A 7,046-nucleotide genomic window follows, 5' to 3' on the forward strand; every position below is an offset into this window, starting at 1 on the left:
CTGGGCGGCGGATGCTGGACGAGATCGCCAAGTTCGCCCGCAGCAAATCGGGTCGCGCCGGCCTGATCGGCGAGAGCGAGAAGTTCTGGCACGATTATGGCCGCGCCGAAGCCCGCTATCGCGCTGCCCGCGCCTTTGTCTTCGAAGCCTGGTGCGACATCGAGGCGACGGTCGAAGCCGGCAACAGCGTATCGACGCGGCAGATCAGCCTTGTCCATCTGGCCAAATCCGAGATTCACGAGGTTGGCGTCGATATCTGCAACTTCGCCTACCGCGCGGGCGGCGGCGCGTCGCTGCGCGCCGGTGTGATCCAGCGCACCTTCCGCGAGATGATGGTGGCGGCCAACCACTTCACGATCGCGCCGTCGATCGTCACCTCGGCCGGTCGCGACATCGGCGGCCTGTGGAGCGATCGCACCTGGCAGTTCTACGACCTGATCGAGAAGAAGTAGTCGCAAGGGCCGGACGGCGGACGCCGTCCGGCCCCTATTTCACGCTGCAGAAGAGAGATGTCGATGAGCTTCCCGCATCCGATGACCAACGCCTTCCGCGAAGCCTTTCGCCACCATCCGGCCGGTGTTGCCGTGATCACGGCCGATCCCGGCGACAGGCCGGTGGCGATGACCGTATCCTCGCTGATCTCGGTAAGTGCCGCGCCGCCGGTCGTCGCCTTCTCGCTCTCGATGAAATCGACTTCGTCCGAGCCTTTGCTGCGGGCCGAGACCATGGTGATCCACCTGCTGCGCTTCACTGATATCGACCTGGCGCAGCTCTGCGCGTCGAGCGGCGCGGAACGCTTCCCTCCGGGAGGCGCCTGGGCGCGGCTGCCCACCGGCGAACCGCGCTATACCGGCGTTTCGACCTGGTTCCGCGCCCGTCGGCTCGGCGTTCTGCCGATTGAGGGCGCGACACTGGTCGCGGCCGAACTCCTTGACGGCGAGGTACAGCCGGACGAGGTCCCCCCGGAGGCGCATTCGCTTGTTTATCTCGACCGTCGCTGGCATCGCCTGCACAAGGAACTGGACGGGGTGGCTGAGCTTCTTGAGTCGTCGCGTTTTCTTTGAACGGCGCCGAAGCGGCGCGGGTTGTCCGGTCGTTGCGCAGGAACTCGCAAAGCCAGTCGAAGCGCGTTCGGCGTCAATCGTACCGTGCTCTCTGGCTCCCAGCGCGGGGTTGAAGGCTATCCGGCCAGTTGGGCACTAGCCGGAACTTCGTCCGCATCGGATGCGGTACGAGGGGATGGCAATTTTCGTCGCAGATGACGTCAGACATATCCGCAAAATATCTCACGTATTGACGTTAACTTAACATGCTACTATGGTCTTTTTACCGCGTCGGATGCGTCCCTTTTGTATCACCGTTGCTCGTTGATTGTCGTCATGCCTGTCATCCCTATCCCAACCTGCAGGTTTGCCTTGCAGCGCCCTTCACCAGTTGCTGAAAGCGGCGGCGCCCATGCCCAGTTTGCTCGGAATCGATAACGGTCTCACGGTCACCAAGGCGGTGATCTTCGATGCCGATGGCACGCAGTTGTCGGTGGCGCGCCGGCGCGTCCCGCAGTCGATGCCCCATGCGCGCTGGGTGGAGCGCGACATGGCAAGGCTATGGCAAGCCACCGCCGATGCCATCCGCGAAGCGATCGCATTGTGCGGCCGGGCCGCCAACGATATCAAGGCGGTGGCGGCGACCGCACACGGCGATGGTCTCTATTTGCTCGACAAGGATCGCCGGCCGCTAGGCCCCGGTATCCTGTCGCTTGACAGCCGCGCCGGCGAGATTGTCGAACAATGGTCGGCGGATGGGGTCTTCCAAAATGCGTTGGCGCGTACCGGACAGGCGCCGCACGTTTCGGCTCCGTCGGCGCTGCTGGCCTGGATCAGAGAGCACGAACCGGCCCGCTATGGCCGCATCGGGCATATACTGGCCTGCAAGGACTGGCTGCGCTTTTGCCTGACCGGCACGATCGGCACCGACCGTACCGAGGCCAGCACCTCATTCACGGATTTCCGCACGCAGGATTACGCGCTGGAAGCGATGCGCATCTTCGAACTGGACGATCTTTTCGACGCGCTGCCGCCGATGGCGCATTCGGCCGAGATCGCCGGCCACGTTACCGCCGAGGCCGCCGATATGACCGGCCTTGCCAAGGGGACACCGGTGGCGAGCGGCCTGCATGACGTAACTGCCTCCGCACTTGGCATGGGCGGCCATGAGGAGGGCGTGCTTGCCATTGTCGCCGGGACCTATTCCATCAACGAAGTGGTCTCTTCGCAACCGCGCGTCGATCCGCGTTGGCTCTGTCGCAACGCCATCGACGCCGGCCGCTGGAACAACATGGCGATCTCGCCGGCCTCGACCGCGAACTACGATTGGTTTCTCGACACGTTCTGCCGCTCGGAACAGGAGAGGGCATCGGTCGGTGGTGGCTCGATCCACGAGGTTTTGGCGGCAGAGATCGACGAGGCGCTTAAAAAGCGGTCGACCATCCTGTTTCATCCTTATCTGTTCGGCTCCCCCTTTGGCGATGTCGCCAGCGGCAGCTTTGTCGGCCTTCATGGCTGGCACAATCGCGGCGATATGCTCAAGGCGGTTCTGGAGGGCATTGCTTTCAATCATCGTACCCATGTCGAAGCCTTGCGCGACGGCTTTGCCATCAGCGAAATCCGCCTGACGGGCGGCGGCTCGCGCAATCCGGCCTTCGTCCAGATGTTTGCCGATGTGCTGAACGCCCCGGTCACCGTCACCTCGACCGACGAGGCTGCGGCGTTTGGCGCTGCGCTTTGCGCTGGTGCGGCGGTTGGCATCTTCGCGACGCCGCAAGAAGGCGCCCGGCAGGTCGGCATGACGGCGCGCCAATACGAGCCAGTGCTGGCCTCGAGTGCTGTGTTCAACGAGCGCTTTTCCCTCTATGGCCGCATAGCCGGTGCGCTCGTGCCGCATTGGCCCGACATCGAGAAGCTGGCGCGGCCAGACACCGAGGGGACCGCATGATCAAGGCCGACGAACGACGCGAAGAGATCGCCGACTATGTGATCAAGCTCGGCCAGGTACGCATCGACGATCTGGTCGAGCATTTCGGCGTATCGCGCATGACCATCCACCGGCACATCGACCGGCTGGCGCAGCAGGGCGTGTTGCGCAAGCTGCACGGTGCGGTCACGGTTCAGCCTTCCGGTCTCTACGAAAGCGCCTTCCGCTACCGGGTGACGGTCAACCGGGCCGAAAAGGATGCGCTGGCGCGGACAGCACTCGATTATATCGAAGCTGGCCAGGTGGTGATGCTGGACGATTCGTCAACGGCAAATGCGGTCGCTACGCTCCTGCTCGACGTCAAGCCGCTGACCGTCATCACCAACTCAGTGGCGACGGCTGCACTGCTGACCCATGTCGACGAACTCGACTTCATCTGTCTCGGCGGCCAGTACCACAACACCTACAACGCCTATATCGGCATCGTCTGCGAGAACGCGGTGGCGCAGCTGCGCGCCAATGTGCTGATCTGTTCGGCTTCGGCCATCACCGGAACCACCGCCTTCATCCAGGATCCCAATGTCGTGCGGGTCAAGCAGGCGATGATGGCCGCATCGGTCAAGCGTATCCTTCTGATCGACCATGCCAAGTTCGACAGGATCGCGCTGCATGTCTTCGATGATCTGACCAGCTTCGATGTCGTGCTGGCGACCGAAGGCCTGGGCGATGCGCGGGCGCAAGCCCTCGAACGGGCCGGCGTGAAGCTGCGCATCGTCAAGACGAAAGCGCCATGAGCTCGAGCGAAGCAATACGTACGGAAAATCCAGCCGGGCGTCTGGCCGCTATGGCCGGAGCCGGGGAGGTCGACGTCGTCATTCTTGGCGCCGGCATCAACGGGGCAGGGCTGTTTCGCGATCTGTGCGCGCAAGGCGTCAGCTGCCTGATCGTCGACAAGGCGGATTTCGGCTCCGGCACGAGTGCTGCGCCATCGCGGCTCATTCATGGCGGTCTGAAATATCTCGAAACCGGCGAGTTCAGGCTGGTGGCGCAGTCGACGCTCGAACGCAATTTGCTTTTGAAAAACGCGCCGCACTATGTCAGCCCGCTGCCAACGGTCATCCCGATCTTCTCCTGGAGCAAGGGCATGCTGGCTGCGCTGCGGACGCTGTTCGGCTCGACCAGCGCGCCGCGCAGCCGTGGCGCCGTCCTGATCAAGATCGGCCTGATGATCTATGATTTCTATGGCTCGCGAAACCAGGTCATGCCGCGTCACCGCATGGTCGGGCGGCGCCAGGCGCTCAGTGAGATGCCGGCGCTCGCCCCCTCGATCGTCGCCACCGGCACCTATTACGACGCCAAGATAAGCCACCCCGAGAGGCTCGTGCTCGAACTGATCCTCGATGGGCTGCAGGCAAACGAGGCCTCGGCCAGCGCGAACTACACGGCGCTGGCGAAGTCCGCCGATGGCGTGCTGACGTTCCAGCCGGAAAACGGCGCGGCCTTTTCGGTGCGGCCGAAGCTGGTGGTCAATGCCGCCGGTCCATGGATCGACGATGTCAACGATTCGCTAGGCGCGCCGTCGAAGATGATCGGCGGCACCAAGGGCTCGCACATCCTGTTGAAGCACGACGAGCTGGTCAAAAGCCTGGCCGGACGCATGCTCTATTTCGAGGCCGATGACGGCCGCATCTGCCTTGTCTACGACTATCTCGGCCTGGCGCTGGTCGGCTCCACCGACATCAAGGCCGACAACCCCGACGCGGTGCGCTGCGAACCTGACGAAGTCGAGTACCTGCTCGACAGCGTACGGACGCTGCTGCCGGGGATGGCGTTCGAGCGCGACCAGATCGTCTATGCCTATAGCGGCATCCGGCCGCTGCCGGCCTCGGATGCATCGGTGCCCGGCTTGATCAGCCGTGACCACTCGGCGCCCGTCGCCGAGCCGGATCGGAACAGACCATTCGCAGTCATCTCGCTGATCGGCGGCAAGTGGACGACCTTTCGCGGCTTCGCCGAGGAAGTCGCCGACACCGTGCTCGGCCGCCTGCAGCGCAGCCGCAAGGTGACGACGCAGACCATGCCGATCGGCGGCGGCAGGGATTTCCCGGCTGATGCTGCAGCGCGAGCAAGTTGGCTGGCTCTGGCTCACTCGGAGACGGGCGCTGGAGAACGGCGTCTCGAGGCGCTGCTGTCGCGATATGGCACCAGAGCCACGCAGATCGCCACACATGAACCGGATGATGAGGGCCGACTGCCGGATTCAGAAAGCTACAGCCGATCGGAAATTGACTACATCGTCCGCACCGAGTTCGTCGAACATCTGGCCGATATCGTCATGCGCCGCAGCACCCTGGCGATATCAGGGTCACTGACGGGCCGGGATCTGCAGGAGATTGCGACGATTGCCGGACGGGCGCTGGGCTGGAGCGCCGGGCGCCTCGCAGAGGAAGTCGAGGCCGCCGCCCTGGAACTCGAGGACCGGAACCTGATGCGGCTGGGCTGATCATTCCGTCGCCGATGCTCTTTCCCAAGGCAATCCGGTCGGTTTGCCTAAGGATGCGTCGCATCCCCAATCGCTCAACTCACAGGTGGATTGGGATTTTGCCGATGTCAGATATTATTCTGAAGAAACAGCTAGTTAGCAAAAAATTAGATAGCCGATGGCTGTGCAATTCTACTGGCTCAGGCACGAAATAACACAGATTGACGTTAAATTAACATAGCCGTATGATCGAGTAACATGCTCACCTCCTAATGGGTCGATGTTGCCCGCCGAAATGCCGGCAGACCGGCGTTTCGGGAAGGGCGAGACCTGTGAATTCCCCATATGTGCATGCGCCAAATCCGGCGAGGGATTGACAGCGATGCAGGGATGTGAAAATTTTTGCACACAAAGATAATAATATCATCTCAGGGAGGAGATGTCTTGAAATCCGGCGGAGCCACTAACCGCGATTATGAGTCCAGCCTCGCCACCCGCGCGGCCTGGCTTCACTATGCCGGGGGTCTGACGCAGGCCCAGGTGGCCAAGCGGCTCGGCCTGACCAGCCTCAAGGCGCATCGGCTCATCACCCGGGCCACCCAGGATGGCCTTGTCAGGGTGATCATCGACGGCGATGTCGGCGAATGCATCGACCTCGAGCAGCAGCTGATCACTGCTTACGGGCTCGACTACTGCGAGGTTGTTCCTGATCTCGATCAGGACGAGCTGCCGCTGAAGGCGCTTGGCATCGCCGGCGCTCAGTTTCTGAAGCGGGAGATCGATCGCGGCGAGGACATGCTGATCGGCGTCGGCCATGGCCGTACCCTTGCCGCAAGCGTCGAGTATCTGACGCGCACCGCCGCTGCCCATATCCGTTTCGTCTCGCTGCTTGGCGGCGTGACGCGCAAATTCGCGGCCAACCCGCACGACGTCATGCATCGGCTGGCCGAGCGGACCGGCGCGCAGGCCTATGTGATGCCGGTGCCTTTCGTCGCCAACACCGCCGAGGACCGTGAAGTGCTGCTTGGTCAGCGCGGCATTAGCGATGTCTTCGCCCTCGCAAGCCGGTCCGACCTGATGTTCGTCGGCATAGGGACCGCCGAGCGGGAAGCTTCGTTGGTCGCTACCGGCATGATCGAACATTCCGAAATCGATGAGGTCGAACGCGATGGCGGCGTCGGCGAGTTGCTCGCCCACTTCTTCGACGACAAGGGGCGCCCGGTGGAAACGGCGTTGTCGGACAGGATTCTCGCGCTTCCGCGGGATCAGTTGAAAGGTCGCCGGATCGTCGCGGTCGCCGGCGGCAAGGTGAAAATACGCGCCATCAAAGCGGTGCTCGAAAGCCGCTATCTGAGCGGCCTGATCACCGACGAGTCCACCGCTCGTGCCCTTGTCGAACAGAACAAACCCAATGGCGCGAAGCGCCATGTGAACGGAGGATCGTCAAATGCGTGACAAGCGCGGATCAGCCTTGCTGGCGGTTGCGTCATGAGCGTGAAAGCCGCCACCGCATCGACCAGGCCGGCTTCGCCCGCCCTGCGTCGGGCACTTGCCGGCGCCGCGGTTGTCGTCCTGCTCGGCGCCATGGCGCTCG

General features: G+C 63.0%; 5 protein-coding genes and 1 pseudogene. All 6 read left to right on the top strand.

Features of this window, described 5'->3' with window-relative positions; translation table 11 throughout:
• A pseudogene (locus tag EN750_RS11825) lies at positions 1–452 on the top strand (acyl-CoA dehydrogenase); the annotation flags it as partial.
• Positions 453–515: 63 nt separating this feature from the next.
• Positions 516–1,064: a flavin reductase family protein gene (locus tag EN750_RS11830; protein WP_127396533.1), complete on the top strand. Its 549-nt coding sequence runs from the start codon at positions 516–518 to the stop codon at positions 1,062–1,064.
• 391 nt (positions 1,065–1,455) lie between these two features.
• Entirely contained in the window at positions 1,456–2,991 is a 1,536-nt protein-coding gene (locus EN750_RS11835; protein ID WP_127396531.1) for an FGGY-family carbohydrate kinase, read from the top strand.
• Complete coding sequence (locus EN750_RS11840; RefSeq protein ID WP_127269804.1) at positions 2,988–3,764, top strand: DeoR/GlpR family DNA-binding transcription regulator; 777 nt, start codon at positions 2,988–2,990, stop codon at positions 3,762–3,764. The genes EN750_RS11835 and EN750_RS11840 overlap by 4 nt, the downstream gene beginning before the upstream one ends.
• 50 nt (positions 3,765–3,814) lie before the next feature.
• The gene (locus EN750_RS11845; RefSeq protein WP_164748772.1) at positions 3,815–5,473 is read left to right on the top strand and encodes a glycerol-3-phosphate dehydrogenase/oxidase; all 1,659 of its coding nucleotides are present in this window, start codon (positions 3,815–3,817) and stop codon (positions 5,471–5,473) included.
• A gap of 423 nt (positions 5,474–5,896) precedes the next feature.
• On the top strand, positions 5,897–6,907 hold the full coding sequence (locus EN750_RS11850; protein WP_127396532.1) for a sugar-binding transcriptional regulator: 1,011 nt from the start codon (positions 5,897–5,899) through the stop codon (positions 6,905–6,907).
• Positions 6,908–7,046 lie beyond the last annotated feature (139 nt).

This window comes from Mesorhizobium sp. M7A.F.Ca.ET.027.03.2.1 (assembly GCF_003999175.1).
GTDB lineage: Bacteria > Pseudomonadota > Alphaproteobacteria > Rhizobiales > Rhizobiaceae > Mesorhizobium.